Annotated in this window: 14 protein-coding genes; 6 read left to right on the forward strand and 8 right to left on the reverse strand. The window is 45.5% G+C overall.

Features of this window, described 5'->3' with window-relative positions:
- Nucleotides 1–6 precede the first annotated feature (6 nt).
- Nucleotides 7–1,014, forward strand: coding sequence for a M23 family metallopeptidase (locus NP165_RS10460; protein WP_257083903.1), 1,008 nt, complete (start codon nucleotides 7–9; stop codon nucleotides 1,012–1,014).
- A gap of 62 nt (nucleotides 1,015–1,076) precedes the next feature.
- Here NP165_RS10460 and tyrA read toward each other — a convergent pair whose 3' ends face one another.
- The gene (gene tyrA, locus NP165_RS10465; RefSeq protein WP_257083904.1) at nucleotides 1,077–2,204 is read right to left on the reverse strand and encodes a bifunctional chorismate mutase/prephenate dehydrogenase; all 1,128 of its coding nucleotides are present in this window, start codon (nucleotides 2,202–2,204) and stop codon (nucleotides 1,077–1,079) included.
- Nucleotides 2,205–2,229: 25 nt separating this feature from the next.
- Nucleotides 2,230–3,303, reverse strand: coding sequence for a 3-deoxy-7-phosphoheptulonate synthase (locus tag NP165_RS10470; protein ID WP_257083905.1), 1,074 nt, complete (start codon nucleotides 3,301–3,303; stop codon nucleotides 2,230–2,232).
- Nucleotides 3,304–3,540: 237 nt separating this feature from the next.
- Between NP165_RS10470 and NP165_RS10475 the strand changes: the two genes are divergently transcribed.
- On the forward strand, nucleotides 3,541–5,217 hold the full coding sequence (locus tag NP165_RS10475) for a sensor histidine kinase (protein ID WP_257083906.1): 1,677 nt from the start codon (nucleotides 3,541–3,543) through the stop codon (nucleotides 5,215–5,217).
- Nucleotides 5,218–5,226: 9 nt separating this feature from the next.
- Complete coding sequence (gene btsR, locus NP165_RS10480) at nucleotides 5,227–5,946, forward strand: two-component system response regulator BtsR (RefSeq protein WP_257083908.1); 720 nt, start codon at nucleotides 5,227–5,229, stop codon at nucleotides 5,944–5,946.
- A 59-nt stretch (nucleotides 5,947–6,005) separates the two neighbouring features.
- On the opposite strand, the gene nagZ is transcribed toward btsR, so the two are convergent.
- Nucleotides 6,006–6,989 (reverse strand): beta-N-acetylhexosaminidase, encoded by a 984-nt coding sequence (nagZ, locus tag NP165_RS10485; RefSeq protein WP_257083909.1) that lies wholly within the window; start codon nucleotides 6,987–6,989, stop codon nucleotides 6,006–6,008.
- 108 nt (nucleotides 6,990–7,097) lie between these two features.
- Here nagZ and NP165_RS10490 point away from each other — a divergent pair, with 108 nt between their 5' ends.
- Both NP165_RS10490 and murQ read left to right on the forward strand, forming a co-directional pair.
- On the forward strand, nucleotides 7,098–8,213 hold the full coding sequence (locus NP165_RS10490) for an anhydro-N-acetylmuramic acid kinase (RefSeq protein WP_257085588.1): 1,116 nt from the start codon (nucleotides 7,098–7,100) through the stop codon (nucleotides 8,211–8,213).
- An 8-nt stretch (nucleotides 8,214–8,221) separates the two neighbouring features.
- Nucleotides 8,222–9,148, forward strand: a complete 927-nt coding sequence (gene murQ, locus NP165_RS10495) for an N-acetylmuramic acid 6-phosphate etherase (RefSeq protein WP_257083910.1) — start codon at nucleotides 8,222–8,224, stop codon at nucleotides 9,146–9,148.
- A gap of 53 nt (nucleotides 9,149–9,201) precedes the next feature.
- On the opposite strand, the gene NP165_RS10500 is transcribed toward murQ, so the two are convergent.
- Nucleotides 9,202–9,543 (reverse strand): DUF2799 domain-containing protein, encoded by a 342-nt coding sequence (locus NP165_RS10500; RefSeq protein WP_257083911.1) that lies wholly within the window; start codon nucleotides 9,541–9,543, stop codon nucleotides 9,202–9,204.
- Nucleotides 9,544–9,747: 204 nt separating this feature from the next.
- Here NP165_RS10500 and NP165_RS10505 point away from each other — a divergent pair, with 204 nt between their 5' ends.
- Nucleotides 9,748–11,232, forward strand: a complete 1,485-nt coding sequence (locus NP165_RS10505; protein WP_257083912.1) for a carbon starvation CstA family protein — start codon at nucleotides 9,748–9,750, stop codon at nucleotides 11,230–11,232.
- 212 nt (nucleotides 11,233–11,444) lie between these two features.
- Here NP165_RS10505 and ispH read toward each other — a convergent pair whose 3' ends face one another.
- The 4 genes from ispH to ileS all read right to left on the reverse strand — a co-directional run bounded on the left by ispH (nucleotide 11,445) and on the right by ileS (nucleotide 16,383).
- The gene (ispH, locus tag NP165_RS10510; RefSeq protein WP_257083913.1) at nucleotides 11,445–12,410 is read right to left on the reverse strand and encodes a 4-hydroxy-3-methylbut-2-enyl diphosphate reductase; all 966 of its coding nucleotides are present in this window, start codon (nucleotides 12,408–12,410) and stop codon (nucleotides 11,445–11,447) included.
- 18 nt (nucleotides 12,411–12,428) lie between these two features.
- A complete protein-coding gene (gene fkpB, locus NP165_RS10515) occupies nucleotides 12,429–12,860 on the reverse strand; it encodes an FKBP-type peptidyl-prolyl cis-trans isomerase (RefSeq protein WP_257083914.1) in 432 nt (143 codons plus the stop codon).
- A gap of 117 nt (nucleotides 12,861–12,977) precedes the next feature.
- On the reverse strand, nucleotides 12,978–13,487 hold the full coding sequence (gene lspA, locus NP165_RS10520; protein WP_257083915.1) for a signal peptidase II: 510 nt from the start codon (nucleotides 13,485–13,487) through the stop codon (nucleotides 12,978–12,980).
- 64 nt (nucleotides 13,488–13,551) lie between these two features.
- Nucleotides 13,552–16,383, reverse strand: a complete 2,832-nt coding sequence (ileS, locus tag NP165_RS10525) for an isoleucine--tRNA ligase (protein WP_257083916.1) — start codon at nucleotides 16,381–16,383, stop codon at nucleotides 13,552–13,554.
- Nucleotides 16,384–16,405 lie beyond the last annotated feature (22 nt).

The following is a 16,405-nucleotide window of genomic DNA, read 5'->3' on the forward strand; positions in this document are numbered from 1 at the left end:
AATAGTATGTCTAAAAAAATAACCATTTCAGTGCCGAATTCTGAGGGAACTCAGAGCTTCGACATTTCGCGCAAAGCGCTTATCTCAGCTGCTATCATCGCAGTAGTTGCAACTACCGGATACGTCTATAATAACTGGACGCAGGAACTTGCAGCGCAAGAAAAATATAGCACTCTGGCGAATAAGCTGAGTAAAGTAGAGAATGAAAAAAACGAGTTAGAGCAACTCTATACTGAACAAGTAGGAGCAACTCACTCGTTATCTCAAGAGCTAGAAGATAAAAACAGCATGATCAACATTTTAGGACGACGCGTCTACGATGTTGAAGCCGTGCTAGGTATCGCCGATCCTTTTGCTCCTGAAGAAGGTAATCTAGAAAACCGCATCGATGCTGCCGCTATTGATTCTGCTGTTCGTGCCACGTTGTTTCGTATGATCCCCAACGATACACCTCTCGATTACGATAGAATTTCTTCTCATTACGGCCGCCGAACCAACCCGATCTCTGGTGTGGTTCAACTCCATAAAGGGATCGACCTCACCTGTGACAACGGTGACCCTATCTATGCACCTGCGGATGCAGTCGTCGAATCAACAAGACCCAGCTCAAGAGGCTTCGGAAATCACCTGAAACTAAGACACTCGTATGGATTCACGAGTACCTACGCTCACTTGTCTAAGTTTAAAGTTCGTAGCGGTCAGTTTATTAGTAAAGGGGATCTGATAGGCACTTGTGGTTCTACGGGGAATTCTACTGGCCCTCACCTACACTACGAAGTCCGTTTCTTAGGTCGTCCTCTCAATCCGTATTACACCATGCAATGGACACCAGAAAACTTCAACTACCTATTTGAAAAGGAAAAAACGGTAAAATGGGCTCCGTTGGTTCAGCTTATTGATAACACGGTAAGGCTGCAAGTTAACCTAACCAACAACCCTTACGTTGATGACACTGTTGATACCGTAAAAAATGAAGACAAACCTACGCCAGTTGATGATGTTAGTATCCAATAACTAGGACCACGACGAAAAAAAGCTGCCATTGGCAGCTTTTTTACTCTTAATCGACAGGAAACCTAGCCACGATGAATGGAATCATTCGCTTGCTTCAACAAGTTCTGGCTTTCGTTCATGAACTGCTGTGAATAGTCGCCAAACCAGTCGCTAACCTTGTTAAAGTTCTCAACAAATGCTTTCTTATCTTTCGTATCCAGTATTTTTAAGGCTTCACCAAAACGCGAATGGAAGCGCTTAATCATTTCGATGTTCTCATCTGATGCAAGAATAATATCACCGTATAGATTTGGATCTTGCCCAAACAGACGCCCAACCATCGCTAACTCCAGACGGTAAATCGGCGAACTCAATTTCAACAATTTATCAAGACTTGGGTTTTCTTGGCTAAGGTGCAAGCCGTACGCAAAGGAAGTGAAGTGACGTAAAGCCTGAATCAACGTCATACCATGATCATGTTCCGATGCATCCATATTGCACAAACTCGCTCCCCAAATGGAAAACTGTTTCAGTAACCACTGGTATTGCTCTTCACCACGACCATCGCAATACACAATCACCTGTTTGGCTAAACTTGGGACATCCGGACCAAACATTGGGTGTAAACCAACAACTGGCCCTTTATGCACGTTCATCATCGACTGAAGTGGCTTAGACTTAATCGAGGTTAGGTCACACAAAATACAGTCTTCTGGCAAGTTTCCTAACTTTTCAATCACGCCTTCAGTCAAATGGATAGGCACAGTGACAACCACCAGCCCAGCGTCGTTCAAGATCTCATCCGCGCGTTCCCAATCTTGGCTGCCAAGCACTTTCACTTGGTAGCCCGATAATTGGAACATACGGCCAAATAGACCACCTAGCTGACCGTTACCACCAACGATCACCACCGAACGCAACTGAGGGTTTAGACATTTGAAACCAGAATCTTTTTCGCTGGCGTAAGACTCGCGCATCGTGCGGCGAAGAATATCTTCTATCAACTGAGGAGGAACGCCTTTCTTTTCAGCTTCTTCACGTCGCGACGCCAGCATGGCTGCTTCTCTATCCGGAGCATAAATAGGTAAACCATGCTCACTCTTAACTTCGCCCACTTTCTCAACTAACGCTAAACGTTGGGAGAGTAAATCTAAGATCTGCTTATCTACTGCGTCGATCTGATCACGCAACTCGTTAAGTTCAACAGCCATTTATATTCCCTGTTTTCTTTACTACTTACCCTTTCAGGCGGTCTTCCAAGAACGGCACTAGTTCTTTATGTGCATGGCGTAATAGTGCCTCAGTTGTCTCCCAATTAATACAAGCATCGGTAATAGATACGCCGTATTGCATCTCTTTTAAAGGAATATCTGACGATTGATTACCTTCGTTGATGTGACTTTCAATCATTAGACCGATGATAGACTTATTGCCTTCACGGATCTGATGAATAACATCTTCTGCAACCAAAGGTTGACGGCGGTAATCTTTACGCGAGTTAGCATGGCTACAGTCAACCATCAGTGAAGCATCTAGACCAGCTTTAGCCATATCTTGCTCACATTCAGTCACAGAAACTGAATCATAGTTCGTCTGTTTCCCACCACGTAAGATAACGTGACCGTTCGGGTTACCCTGAGTTGTCAGTAGGGCGACCTGCCCTTCTCGGCTAATACCCATGAAACGGTGGCTGGAAGATGCAGCCTGCATCGCATTGATTGCCGTTGCTAAATTACCGTCAGTACCGTTTTTAAAGCCGATTGGCATCGACAGACCACTTGCCATTTCACGGTGAGTTTGGGATTCCGTCGTACGCGCACCAATCGCTGCCCAGCTAAATGTATCGGCTAGGTACTGCGGGCTGATTGGGTCAAGAGCTTCTGTCGCAAGTGGAATATCCATTTCTGCCAGATCGACCAGCAGTTTACGCCCGACATGAAGACCATGTTCAATGTCAAATGTACCATCAAGATGAGGGTCATTGATCAATCCTTTCCAGCCTACGGTTGTACGAGGTTTTTCAAAGTAAACACGCATAACAATATACAGTTGGTCATCGAGTTGCGCAGAGAGTGCTTTAAGCTGACGTGCATACTCCATTGCGGCATCGACATCATGAATAGAACAAGGACCACAAACGACGAGTAGACGGTGATCTTTCTTGTTTATGATGTTAGCAATAGTTTCTCTCGACTCTTGGATAAAACGACGTGCTTTATCACTAAGAGGAATTTTTGCTTTCAACTCATCAGGAGTTACTAAAACCTGCTCATCACTGATATTGATATTGCTTAGTTCACTTTTTTGCATAACTTCTAGCCTGTATATATTATTTTACACTCACATAATTAATTTATATTGAGCGGCGAATAACCACACAATAACAGCCTTATTTTTTATTTCAACCGTAAACTTTAAAAAACACCAATCGTAAAAAATAGTTTACACAAAGAGTTTTGATACGGTTTAGACATTAATGAAAAGATAAGGATATTTTCTAGCAGAGAAGTTATCTAAAATAGACAAAAACCACCGACTGAAACTGCCATGGATCTCGTCCTTTCACTACTACAGCAGATGTGTGTCTACCTTGTATTAGCGTATATGCTAAGTAAAACACCCATCTTCCTTCCTCTGCTTAATATTTCAAGCCGGATGAGCCACAAAGTCAGCGTTTATGTACTTTTCTCTCTCTTTTGCATTATGGGCACGTACTTCGGTTTACAAATCAATGACGCTATTGCCAATACACGCGCGATGGGAGCCGTTATGGGAGGTCTATTTGGTGGTCCTATTGTAGGATTTTTCGTCGGGTTAACAGGCGGGATTCACCGATACACACTGGGTGGTTTTACCGATCTAGCTTGTGCCATATCCACCACCGCAGAAGGCCTGATTGGTGGTTTGCTCCACACATACTATTTACGTAAAGGGAAAAAGGATCGTCTGTTCAACCCAAGCGTTGTGTTCTCGGTTACGCTCGTGGCTGAAATCATCCAGATGGCGATCATCTTATTGGTCGCTAAGCCCTTCGATCAGGCTTATGTATTAGTGTCTGCCATCGCCGCCCCTATGATCATTACCAACTCCGTAGGTGCGGCCTTGTTTATGAGTATCCTTCAAGATCGCAAAACAATATTTGAAGAATATTCTGCGACGTTTTCTCGTCGTGCGCTCAACATTGCCGAGCGTTCGGTGGGTATTCTCGTCTATGGTTTTAATACTGATAATGCTGAGAAAATCGCTCGAATTGTTTATGAAGAGACAAACGTAGGCGCGGTGTCTATTACGGATCACGAAAAGATTCTGGCATTTGTCGGCATCGGTGATGATCACCATAAACCTGAAACGCCTATCTCATCTCAAAGCACCTTAGATGCGATCAGTCAAAACGACATTATTTATCTCGATGGAAAAGAGAAGCCGTATCAATGCTCGATATCTCCACACTGCAAATTGGGCAGCGCACTGATCATCCCTTTGCGTGCCGGTGATAAAGTGATCGGCACCATCAAGCTTTACGAACCCAAACGTAAATTGTTTTCGACGATTAACATGTCGATGGCAGAAGGTATCGCGCAGTTACTCTCTAGCCAAATTCTTTTCGGCGATTATCAGCAGAAAAGAGAACTGCTTTCTCAGGCCGAAATTAAGCTTCTGCACGCTCAAGTGAATCCGCACTTTTTATTTAATGCTCTAAACACCATTAGCGCGGTGATTCGTCGTGATCCTGCCAAAGCGCGTGAGCTGATTCAGCACTTGTCGCACTTTTTCCGCAGTAATTTAAAACAAGATATTGATACCGTTACACTTAAGGAAGAGTTGGCACACGTGAACGCTTACCTAACCATAGAAAAAGCGCGATTTACTGACCGCCTTGAAGTTGACATTGATATTGATGAATCGCTTTTAAGCCGTAAACTTCCAACTTTCACTTTGCAGCCTTTAGTTGAAAACGCGATAAAACATGGCGTTTCCAATTTGCTAGAAGGCGGACGTATACGCATTTACAGCAAAATGATTAAAGGTGGCTATCAATTAATTGTGGAAGATAACGCAGGAAGTTATGTTGCGCCTAAGGATGATCATGCAGGTCTTGGCATGCAGATCGTTGATAAGCGACTGACCAACAAATTTGGTCACGCTTCTGCACTCAAGATTGAAGTTGAGCCCAATCATCTGACCCGAATGAGTTTTATCATTCCCGAACCCAACACGTACTAAGGTATAGATATGCTTTCAGCTATAGTCATAGATGACGAACTTTTCGCCCGAGAAGAGCTAACGGAATTACTGGAAGAAACGGGAGAGGTTGAAGTTATCGATCAGGCAAGCAACGCAATTGAGGGGTTAAAAAAGATTAACCAGCTTAAACCAGACGTTGTATTCCTTGATATTCAAATGCCACAAATCACAGGTATAGAACTACTTGGCATGCTCGATCCCGATACTATGCCTTATGTTGTGTTTGTCACCGCATACGATGAATTTGCAATTCAGGCCTTTGAAGACAATGCGTTTGACTACTTGCTAAAACCTGTCGATACAAAACGCCTTGAAAAAACAGTTAAGCGCCTAGTGAAATCAGGAAACCAAGGACAAGCCAACCCCACAATGTTAGCGCCACAAACATTGGATCAAGTGCCTTGCATTGGATTGAACCGTATCGTCATCATTCCTATTGGTGACGTAGAATTTGCGTATACCGATATCAGTGGCGTTCATGTCCAAACACATGAGCAAAAAGCGACGTCGCAATTAACGCTAAAGGTGTTAGAAGAAAAGACGCCTCTAGTACGCTGCCATCGTCAGTTTTTGATCAACACAAAAGCAATTAAAGAGATAAAGCTCTTGGAGAATGGACTGGCCGAAATCATCACCGTCAGCAACCACCCTATTCCGGTCAGCCGACGTTACTTGAAAACATTAAAAGAGTTGTTAGGTTTCCATTAAACCCATTCAAGCAAAAAGAGCCACAATCGTGGCTCTTGTACTTTCAAAGTAGTGATTCGTTAACCAAGGATGCGTTTCATTGCTTCAGAAGCCTGCTTCCATTGGTCACTGCTTTGTAGCTCAGACAAGGTAAAACTCTGCTTTTTAAGCAGGCCTTCCGCAGCTGGCGTTTCGAGGATAGGCAAATTATCCAACACTTCAACCTGCGCATCGCGTTGGTTACACACCAACAACATATCACAACCCGCAACCAGAGATTGATGAGCACGTTCCGCAGGCCCGCCCATGATCGCCGCGCCTTCCATCGTCAAATCATCAGAAAAAATGATCCCTTGGAAACCGAGTTTTTGGCGAAGCACTTGTTTAAGCCAATATTCCGAACCACTGGCTGGCTGTTCGTCGTAGTGTGGGTACACCACGTGCGCAGGCATCATAGCATCAAGAATACCGCTATCAATCTGCGCCTTAAATACCTGCATATCTAATTCGAAGATATCGTCGCGTTGGTCAAACGGCGTCTCTAAGTGAGAGTCAGCAATCACGCCACCATGACCAGGAAAATGTTTACCCGTCGTAGCCATTCCTACTGCCTTCATACCTTTCATATAAGCGGTACTATGGCGAACAATACTTTCGACATCGTCACCAAAAGCGCGATTACCGATCGCTTTACACTCATGGCCTTTATCGAGAACTGGCGCAAAGCTTAAATCGATATCATGGGCGATCAACTCTGCTGCCATCAACCAGCCACCTAACTCAGCCAATTGTTCGCCATTGCTATGCTTAGCGTATTCCTGAGCGGCAGGAATTATCGAGAAACCTTCTCGGAAACGTTGTACACGACCACCTTCTTGGTCCACACCAATTAAGATTGGACGCTTCGCTGCTTGGCGAATCGACTTATTCAGAGCAAGAAGCTGTTTGTTATCGTGGTAGTTTCTTGCAAACAGAATTACCCCGCCAACGGTTGGATGCTCTAGAATTTCTTTATCTTCTGCGGTCAGCTCACAGCCTTCCACGTCTAGCCACAACGGTCCCATATTCTCTCCTAACCAAGCCTTTTTTAATGATTTTCACTATGCCGATGAGGTTATTAGGATTATTCTCTGTTTACAATGGATATATGTCGGTGGGTGTAAAATTTGAGCATAAGTACAAAAGAGTGGTATATCGGTGTCATGTCCGGCACCAGCATGGATGGCGTAGATACGGCCTTAGTCGCTTTTGAAGGCAATAAACCATCACTGCTTGCATACGATGAGTATCCAATGCCAGAGTCCTTAAAGCAGCGATTGCTTGATGTGTGCATTGGCCAACAGACGAATCTGATTGAAATTGGAGAACTGGACCACTTACTTGGCCACTTATTCGCCAATGCGGTAAACCAACTGTTGGATAAATCTGGCTATAGAGCAGAGCAAATTCGCGCAATTGGCAATCACGGCCAAACGGTCTACCACCAGCCACAAGGCAATACCCCATTTACTATGCAGCTTGGTGATGCCAACATCATTGCCGCGAAAACCAACATCGATACCATTGCCGATTTTCGCCGTAAAGATATGGCATTGGGCGGCCTAGGAGCGCCTTTGGTGCCTGCTTTCCACCAGACTATATTCCATACTCAGGACTCAAGTGTCGTTGTACTCAATATCGGTGGGATCGCCAATATTTCGGTGATTCGACCAAATCAGAAAGTGATTGGCTACGATACTGGCCCCGGGAATATGCTGATGGACGCTTGGTGCTTACGCCATACGGGAAACAAATACGACAAAGATGCCGCGTTTGCGAGCAAAGGCAAAGTAAGTCAGGAACTGCTGGAACAATTGATGACCGAAAGTTATCTGGCCCAGCCTGCACCAAAAAGTACCGGACGAGAACTGTTTAACTTACCTTGGTTAGATAGCCAGCTGAACCCGTTCGACTTGTCTGCCGAAGATGTACAACGCACTCTGTGTGAATACACTGCGCAGACCATTGCCAACGAAGTTGAGCAGTACGTATCAGGCCCTCGCCCTGAGCTGTTGATCTGCGGCGGCGGTGCTCGAAATCCACTGATAATGGAAAGACTCGCTGCTCTACTACCAAACTGGATAGTCGCGCCAACCAGCGAAAAAGGCGTCGACAACGACTACATGGAAGCGATGGCTTTTGCTTGGCTTGCTTATCGCCGTATTCACAATTTGCCAAGCAATTTACCCGAAGTCACCGGAGCCAGTGATCTGGCTTCACTCGGTGTGATGTACTTTGCGGATAAATAAGGACAATTATGACTAACGATGCGCTCATTGCAGCCCTATCTCATTTAGTGTCTGAGGGACGAAACCCCGACACCATGGATATCGACTTGCTACCCTCTCTCGAAATCGTTAAACGTATCAACCAACAAGACAAGCTCGTTCCGTTAGCAGTAGAAAAAGTGCTGCCAGAAATCTCTCAAGCCGTCGATAAAATTACCGAAGCCTTCAAGAAAGGCGGTCGACTGATATACATGGGAGCAGGAACCAGTGGCCGATTAGGCGTGCTCGACGCGTCTGAATGCCCCCCAACCTTTGGCGTTTCTGACAAAATGGTTGTCGGCCTGATTGCTGGTGGCCCGGAAGCGATTCTTAAAGCCAAAGAAGGCGCAGAAGACTCACCAGAGCTGGGCGTTGAAGATTTAAAGAACATTGATTTCAGTGCTAAAGACGTTGTCGTAGGTATTGCCGCTAGCGGCCGTACACCTTATGTCATTGGCGCATTGGAATACGCGAATTCTATTGGTGCAACCACAGTGGCCTTGTCTTGCAACCCTGACTCTGCCATCGCAGACATTGCACAAATCGCCATAAGTCCCGTCGTTGGCCCTGAAGCGTTGACAGGTTCTACGCGGATGAAGTCTGGCACGGCGCAAAAACTCGTCCTCAATATGCTGACAACCGCGTCGATGATCCGCCTAGGGAAAAGCTATCAAAATTTAATGGTGGATGTGAAAGCGACGAACGAAAAACTGGTTGCTCGTGCAGCGCGAATTGTCATGCAGGCGACAGATTGCGATAAGGCTGAAGCAACTGAGGCGTTACGCCAAACCGACTACGACGTGAAATTATCGATTCTGATGATCTTGACGGGATTGGATATTGATAGCGCGCGAGAACAGCTTCACTACCAAGGTGGCTTCTTACGTAAAGCGGTACAAGAACACAAGCTAGATTAGCAACAGGGAGCATTGCGCTCCCTGTTTAGCTTTTAAAGATGGATAACTAAAGATTACTGACTGTAATCGTTCCACCCTCGTTGCCACTCCATTCTGAATTTCTGTGCTTGCGCAGTGCCTTCGCAAACCCCTTCGTAATATTGGCCTGACAATCCGATTTGATAGGCGAAATTCGGATTGCAATACTCTGTTACGCCCTCTAAATAGCCTTGCTCATATTCCGCTTGATTGACACTCCCCATCGATGACAGTTCTTTATGTGAGCGTTGTGTATTCCCAGATACGCCATCTTGATACCCGATCTGATACCAATTTCCTTCCTTCGCTAACTGCTCGGTCGTTGCTGCGCAAGCTACTAGAAAGAAAGCCAGTGCACATACCATGAGTTTTTTCATTGTTTTTCTTCTTGTTTTGTTCAGTACTTTAACTAAACCACTAAATGTCACGAATTGCCACTCGCACATCCAAAAAACCACTCAATGACACTAATTACCGCTCAACTCTCGATACGACCACTCACTTTATTAGTGAATGCTTATTGCCATAATGGTGCGTAATATCCAACCTGAGCTTATAAAATTTACTAAGGAACGAGTGTTATGTTGTGGTTTTTAACCTGTGTTGCTGCCCTAATAGGTGGTTACTTCATTTACGGTGCTTTTGTTGAGAAAATATTTGGCATCAATGAAAAACGTCAAACTCCTGCACATACCAAAAAAGACGGTGTTGACTTTGTTCCAATGTCGACCAAAAAGGTCTACTTAGTTCAGTTACTTAACATCGCTGGCGTAGGTCCTATCTTTGGCCCAATCATGGGTGCTTTATACGGTCCTGCGGCAATGCTTTGGATTGTACTAGGCTGTATCTTTGCGGGTGCCGTTCACGACTACTTCTCTGGCATGCTTTCTGTTCGTAATGGCGGCGCTTCTGTCCCAACGCTGACAGGTCGCTACCTAGGTAATGGCGCAAAACACTTTATGAATATCTTTGCCATTGTCCTTTTGCTTCTTGTAGGCGTAGTGTTCGTTTCTGCTCCAGCGGGCATGATCACAAACCTAGTGAATGACCAAACAAGCCTAAATGTCAGCATGACAACCATGGTTATCGCTATCTTTGCTTACTACATCATCGCAACAATTGTTCCTGTTGATAAGATCATTGGTCGCTTCTACCCTCTATTTGGTGCGCTGCTGATCTTCATGTCTGTTGGTCTTATGGCTGCCATTGCCCTATCGAGCGAACACACGGTAATGGGTGACTTCCAAGTGACGGATATGTTCACTAACCTGAACCCGAATGATATGCCGCTATGGCCTGCTCTATTTATCACCATCGCTTGTGGTGCGATCTCTGGCTTCCACGCAACTCAGTCTCCGCTGATGGCGCGTTGTATGGAAAACGAGAAAAATGGTCGTTTCGTATTCTACGGAGCAATGATTGGTGAAGGTGTGATTGCACTAATTTGGTGTGCTATTGCTCTATCTTTCTTCGGCTCTCTAGAAGCGCTTTCTGAAGCAGTTAAGAACGGTGGTCCAGGCAACGTTGTTTATAGCTCATCATTCGGTCTACTAGGCGTATTCGGCGGTATCATCGCGTTCCTAGGTGTGGTTATCCTACCTATCACTTCAGGTGATACTGCATTCCGCTCAAGCCGTCTTATCCTTGCTGAATACTTCAACATGGAACAGAAAACACTGCGCAACCGACTACTAATGGCACTTCCATTGTTTGTTATCGGTGGTGTTCTGACTCAAGTTGACTTCGGTATCATCTGGCGCTACTTCGGTTTCGCAAACCAAACAACGGCAGTAATGATGCTATGGACAGCTTCGGCATACCTACTACGTCATAACAAACTGCACTGGATTACGACTATTCCTGCGATGTTCATGACAGCCGTGTGTGTCACGTTCATTCTGAACAACAGCACGCTAGGTTTTGGTCTACCAATGCATTACTCAACTATCGCTGGCGTCCTATTTACACTGTTTGCAACAGGCTACGTAATTATAAGCTCAAAAGGAAAAGGCGATACAGAACTGGCTGACGAAGAAAAACCACAAGCCATCACAGAAACAGTATAACGATTATTTCACCTTTGCTTGCTATAAGTAGGGCTCCTTCGGGAGCCCTTTCTTTTATCCGCTACTTTACGAGGTATCTGCGGCTCACGTCAGCCGTAATGTACATCGATTGAAATCGACGGTTAATACCAATCTAAATAAGAATTAAAGCGGAAACAAAAAAACCAGTACAACAGGGTACTGGTTTTTATGATAACAACACGATGTGCGACTTAGTCGATTTGTTTAATCTGTAACTCTTTAGGTACTTCAAAGAACATGTTTTCTTCTCGCCCTTGAATCTCTTCAATCGACTCTGTACCAACGATTTGTTTAATACGAGCTAGAATCTGATTCACCAACTCTTCAGGAGCAGACGCGCCCGCAGTCACACCCACTTTACGTTTGCCATCAAACCACTCTGTTTGAATGTCTTCTGGGCAATCGGTCAGGTATCCTGGTGTGCCTAGCTTTTCAGCCAACTCTTTTAATCGAGTTGAGTTCGATGAGTTTTTAGAACCGACAACCACCACCACTTCAACATCAGACGCCATATCACGTACTGCGTCCTGACGATTTTGAGTCGCGTAACAAATGTCGTCTTTACGTGGTCCTTGAATTTCAGGGAACACTCGACGCAGCTCTTCGATCACATCCGCGGTTTCATCAACAGAAAGCGTGGTTTGGCTTACGTAATGAAGCTCTGATGGATCTTTCACGATCGCTTTTAGCTTCTCAACGTCAGCTGGGGTTTCTACCAAGTACATACCGCCCGTTTCGCTAGAGTACTGACCCATTGTTCCTTCGACTTCTGGGTGGCCTGCGTGACCAATTAGTACGACTTCCATGTTACGACGACTTGCGCGTGCAACTTCCATATGAACTTTGGTTACAAGCGGGCATGTCGCATCGAAAACGGTTAAGTCGCGCTCTTTTGCCTCTTTACGTACCGCTTGCGATACACCATGAGCAGAGAAGATAACGATGTTGTCATCAGGTACTTCACTCAGCTCTTCAACGAAAATAGCACCGCGCTGCTTAAGTCCTTCCACAACGAAGCGGTTATGCACGACTTCATGGCGAACATAAATCGGCGGTTGATACATTTCTAGAGCGCGCTCAACGATACTAATCGCACGGTCTACACCAGCGCAGAAACCGCGAGGGTTAGCTAACAGGATTTTCATTTCATTGCTCATGGTTTTATCTTTGGCTGGCTATTCTACTGACAAAATCTCAACTTCAAAAGTCACATCTTGCCCTGCTAATGGGTGGTTAAAGTCTACGGTTACCGAATCACCGGCAATTTCGGTAATAATTCCAGGTATTTCCATGCCGTCAGGCCCTGAAAATGCCATGATCGTACCGACTTCAACTTCTGCATCACCAACGAACTTTGCTCTGTCCATGTAGTGAATATTATCTGGGTTTGGCATCCCAAATGCGTCTTGAGCTTTTAACTCGATTGCTTTGTTGTCACCCTCGTTCAAGCCTAAAAGACACTGTTCGAAGTTTTCACTCAAGCTACCATCACCGATCACTAACTTGGCAGGTTTGCCCATGTTATGCGTACTGTCTGCAACGGAGCCATCTTTCATTTTTATTGTAAAGTGCAGGGTTACTGCTGAATCTTGGGCAATTGTAGTCACGTTACTGCTTCCTTGAAGTGATTGTCGATATTAGGACGTGTTGACCTAAGACGTTTATATTAAAAAGCGCTCTCCGAATCAACGGACAGCGCTTAGGGTTATTAGCTAAAGCAAGAATTACGCTCCAGTATTTTCTTTTTTGCGAAAACCATCCAAGATGATCATCGCAGCACCGATACAGATTGCGGCATCTGCAAGGTTAAACGCAGGCCAGTGATAATTACCCCAATAAAAGTCTAGGTAATCAACAACAAAGCCATGAACGATGCGGTCAAACACATTGCCAACTGCGCCGCCAATAATCATCGCGTAGGCACTATTGTTCCACTTTTCCGTCGCCGGTAATTTACTCATCCAATATGTCAGCACACCACTAACAACAAACGCGATACCAGTAAACAACCAACGTTGCCAGCCAGCTTGATCGCTTAAAAAGCTAAATGCTGCGCCATAGTTATGGACATACAACAGGTTAAAGAATGGCAAAATTTCAATTCGGTTTGCCCAACCATAACCCATGTTCTCCATCACTAGGAACTTGATGCCAATATCAGCAATAAAGATCAGGATCGCTAACCAAAGCCAGCGTACTCCAGATTGTTTCAATGTTAGTGCTTTTTCGCTCATTACTTTACCTAAAAACAGCCCCAGTAAACACTGGGGCTGCTAAAACTAATGAAAGTTCAATAAATTATGCGTATTTACGCTCTTCGCCTTCACCGTCAACGTTCGAAACACAGCGGCCACAAATCTTTTCGTGTCCTGCAATTGTGCCTACGTCTGGAGTATGGTGCCAACAACGGTCACATTTTTCTGATTCCGCCGCTTTCACTTCAACGAATAAGCCTTCCACATCTGTCACTTGCGCGTTGTCAGTCTTCTCACTCATAGGCTTGACAACAGCAGCAGACGTCAATAGAACAAAACGTAGTTCGTCTTCTAGCTTGTTAAGCTTCGCCGCCAGTGCATCATCAGCAAATAGAGTCACTTCTGCTTGTAGCGCGCCACCGATAGTCTTTTCGCTACGAGCTGCTTCAAGCAGCTTGTTTACACCGCCACGAACCGCTTGGATTCCAGTCCAGAAGTCGTTGTTTAGCTCTTCACCTTCAGCAAGACCAAATAAGCCATCGAACCACTCACTAGTGAAAACAAACTTATCGCGTTGACCTGGCATTTCGCTCCAGATTTCGTCAGCAGTGAATGACATGATTGGTGCCATCCAGCGAACGAGAGCTTCAACAATGTAGTAAAGCGCTGTCTGACAGCTACGCTGTGCGTGACCACCACGTTTCGCTGTGTACTGACGGTCTTTAATTACGTCTAGGTAGAATGAGCCCATTTCGATAGAACAGAACTGCATCAAGCGCTGTGTCACTGCGTGAGTGTTGTACTCTTCATACGCTTTCACGATCTCTTCTTGAGCCGCTAGCGCACGGCCTACAGCCCAGCGATCCAGTGCCACCATTTCTTCCGCTGGAACAAGATCAGTTTCTGGGTTGAAACCGTTCAAGTTTGCCAGGAAGAAACGAGCTGTGTTACGGATACGACGGTATGCATCTGCGCTGCGTTTTAGGATTTCATCAGAAACCGCAACTTCACCAGTGTAGTCCGTAGATGCAACCCACAGACGCAGAATATCTGCACCTAGCTTGTTCGTTACATCTTTAGGCGCAACAACGTTACCGATAGACTTCGACATTTTACGGCCTTGACCGTCAACCACGAAACCGTGTGTCAGTACTTGTTTGTATGGAGCTTCACCTTTCATCGCGATCGATGAGATCAATGAAGACTGGAACCAACCACGGTGCTGGTCAGAACCTTCAAGGTATAGGTCTGCGCTGTGGCCGTTGTACTCTTCGCGAGCATCAACCACAGAGAAGTGAGTCACACCAGAGTCAAACCATACGTCTAGCGTATCAAGAACTTTCTCGTAGTTTGCTGCATCTTCTTCGCCAAGTAGCTCCGCTGCATCCACATCCCACCAAGCTTGAATGCCTTTTTGTTCAACAAGTTGAGCCACTTTTTCAATCAACTCAGACGAGTTCGGGTGAAGTTCTGCTGTCTCTTTGTGAACGAACAGTGCGATTGGCACACCCCAAGTACGCTGACGAGAGATACACCATTCAGGGCGACCTTCGATCATACCTTCGATACGGCTTTGACCCCACTCAGGAATCCACTGTACACCTTTGATTGATTCTAGTGCTTTTGCACGTAGACCAGCTTGGTCCATAGAAACGAACCATTGCGGTGTAGCACGGAAAATAATTGGAGTCTTATGACGCCAACAGTGTGGGTAGCTGTGCTCGTAAGCGTGGTGATGCAGCAGCGCGCCTTTTTCTTGTAGCGTTTCAACAACAGAAGCGTTCGCTTTGAATACGTGCTGACCAGCAAATAGCTCAGTGTCCGATAGGTAAACACCGTTTGAACCGACTGGGTTAGCAACTTCTAGACCGTATTTTTGACCAACCGCGAAGTCTTCTTGACCGTGACCCGGCGCTGTGTGAACCACACCAGTACCTGAATCCGTCGTTACGTGATCGCCTAGGATCGCAGGAACGGTAAAGTCGTAGAATGGATGGTTGAACTGAGAAAGCTCTAAATCTGAACCTTTAGCAAAGCCCAAGTTGTGGAAGTGCTCGATACCCGCACGATCCATCACATCTTTCGCCAGCTCAGAAGCTACGATGATACGTTCAGGATTGTCACCCTCTACTTGGATCAATACGTACTCTAGATCGTCACGTAGACACACAGCACGGTTTGCTGGCAGAGTCCAAGGCGTTGTTGTCCAGATCACAATAGAGATATCGCCCTTGCCTTCATGGCCTTCGCTCAATGCAAATTTAGACAATAATGCTGCTTCGTCTGCCGCTTTAAAACGCACGTCAATAGAAGGAGATACTTTATCTTTGTATTCCACTTCCGCTTCAGCAAGCGCACTACCACAGTCTGTACACCAGTGAACAGGCTTGAAACCTTTCAGTAAGTGGCCGTTATCTGCAATCTTACCTAATGCACGGATGATGTTCGCTTCGGTATCGAAGTCCATCGTGCGGTAAGGCTTGTCCCACTCACCCATAATACCAAGACGCTTAAAGCTCTCTTTTTGGCCTTCAACTTGACCTGCAGCATAGTCGCGACATTTTTCGCGGAACTCAGCAGCTGTCACTTTTTGACCTGGCTTACCAACCTTTTTCTCTACCATCAATTCTATTGGTAGACCGTGGCAGTCCCAGCCAGGAATGTAAGGCGCGTCAAAACCCGAAAGTGTTTTGGATTTAATAATAATGTCTTTAAGAATCTTGTTTAGTGCGTGACCAATGTGAATGTCACCGTTGGCGTATGGAGGGCCATCGTGTAGAACGAAAGATTTTTTGCCTTTCTTCGCTTTACGGATTTCGCCGTAAAGGTCTTCTTTATACCAACGCTTAAGCATTTCTGGCTCGCGGTTCGCCAGATTGCCGCGCATCGGAAACCCTGTTTCAGGAAGGTTCAGGGTATCTTTATACTCACTCATCGATTCTTAATTCCGTTGTGTT

Origin of the sequence: Vibrio japonicus (assembly GCF_024582835.1) — a bacterium.
GTDB lineage: Bacteria > Pseudomonadota > Gammaproteobacteria > Enterobacterales > Vibrionaceae > Vibrio > Vibrio japonicus.

Excerpts from the sequence above, each read along its gene's own strand:
- btsR (WP_257083908.1), top strand. The coding sequence starts at position 5,227 with ATGCTTTCAGCTATAGTCATAGATGACGAACTTTTCGCCCGAGAAGAG.
- tyrA (WP_257083904.1), bottom strand. The coding sequence starts at position 2,204 with ATGGCTGTTGAACTTAACGAGTTGCGTGATCAGATCGACGCAGTAGAT.
- NP165_RS10475 (WP_257083906.1), top strand. The coding sequence starts at position 3,541 with ATGGATCTCGTCCTTTCACTACTACAGCAGATGTGTGTCTACCTTGTA.
- ileS (WP_257083916.1), bottom strand. The coding sequence starts at position 16,383 with ATGAGTGAGTATAAAGATACCCTGAACCTTCCTGAAACAGGGTTTCCG.
- NP165_RS10470 (WP_257083905.1), bottom strand. The coding sequence starts at position 3,303 with ATGCAAAAAAGTGAACTAAGCAATATCAATATCAGTGATGAGCAGGTT.
- murQ (WP_257083910.1), top strand. The coding sequence starts at position 8,222 with ATGACTAACGATGCGCTCATTGCAGCCCTATCTCATTTAGTGTCTGAG.
- ispH (WP_257083913.1), bottom strand. The coding sequence starts at position 12,410 with ATGAGCAATGAAATGAAAATCCTGTTAGCTAACCCTCGCGGTTTCTGC.
- NP165_RS10460 (WP_257083903.1), top strand. The coding sequence starts at position 7 with ATGTCTAAAAAAATAACCATTTCAGTGCCGAATTCTGAGGGAACTCAG.
- lspA (WP_257083915.1), bottom strand. The coding sequence starts at position 13,487 with ATGAGCGAAAAAGCACTAACATTGAAACAATCTGGAGTACGCTGGCTT.
- NP165_RS10505 (WP_257083912.1), top strand. The coding sequence starts at position 9,748 with ATGTTGTGGTTTTTAACCTGTGTTGCTGCCCTAATAGGTGGTTACTTC.
- nagZ (WP_257083909.1), bottom strand. The coding sequence starts at position 6,989 with ATGGGACCGTTGTGGCTAGACGTGGAAGGCTGTGAGCTGACCGCAGAA.
- NP165_RS10500 (WP_257083911.1), bottom strand. The coding sequence starts at position 9,543 with ATGAAAAAACTCATGGTATGTGCACTGGCTTTCTTTCTAGTAGCTTGC.